Source organism: Marinimicrobium locisalis (assembly GCF_039822625.1).
GTDB classification, from domain to species: Bacteria; Pseudomonadota; Gammaproteobacteria; order Pseudomonadales; family Cellvibrionaceae; genus Marinimicrobium; species Marinimicrobium locisalis.
The window spans coordinates 1-734 of sequence record NZ_JBDLLG010000081.1 but is presented as its reverse complement, the minus strand read 5'-3'; the positions used below and the strand labels follow the sequence as shown (position 1 = coordinate 734).

The 734-nt window shown below is 52.3% G+C and carries 1 protein-coding gene; it reads right to left on the bottom strand.

The genetic code is table 11. The features are described 5' to 3' along the window. The coding region (locus tag AAE514_RS18485; protein WP_347333039.1) for a hypothetical protein at window positions 1-734 on the bottom strand (734 nt) is incomplete at both ends.

Below are 734 nucleotides of genomic sequence, written 5' to 3'. Positions count from 1 at the left end.
GGTCGTCTCCTGTTCCTACCCCATAGTCACTACTGGACACAACCGTTCGTTCCCCAGTGCTCAAATTAATACGTAGGAGATTTCCGTCTCCATCTGATAGGGTATAAACATGATCGTTGCTCTTTGGGTCGGGTACGATGCTCACCACGCTGTCGTGGGTGGGCTCTCCAGAGTTAAAGTCCGATTGACTAAGCACGGCTCCATCACCCGTTTCAAGGTCAATGGCAAAAATTCTGGCCGTGTAACTCGTGCCCACGCCCAAAAGCGCTCGCTCACCCTCATGATCTAACGTTATGCTGTAGGTAAAAACGAGGGCATTATCCTCTTCAGTAGAGGCATCATCCGTGGCAAAAACGGCTCTTTTCGAGGTTTCAAGGTCTATTGAAATAATCTGCCCCAAAGACTCTCCTTCGGCATTCTTAAACTGATCCGGCACTAGCAGCCGGCCCCGCTTTTTATCAAACGTCATATCCCGGATATCGGTAAAAGGCACCTCGTTATTGGGAAAACTCTCCGCAAACGCCTGGCGACGGACCTGCACCACATCGGCCTCTTCTATGGCGTTGCCCTGGGCGTCTTCGGCCGAGACCCGGATCTGGTTATCGCCCTGTTCCAGGGAGACCGTCTTTGACCACCCCTCAAAGTCGTTTTCGGTCTCGGCGGTATAAGTTTGGATGCTGCCGCTCTCGCCCTCAACCGTCAACGTCACGGAAGCAATGGCACTATAATCATCG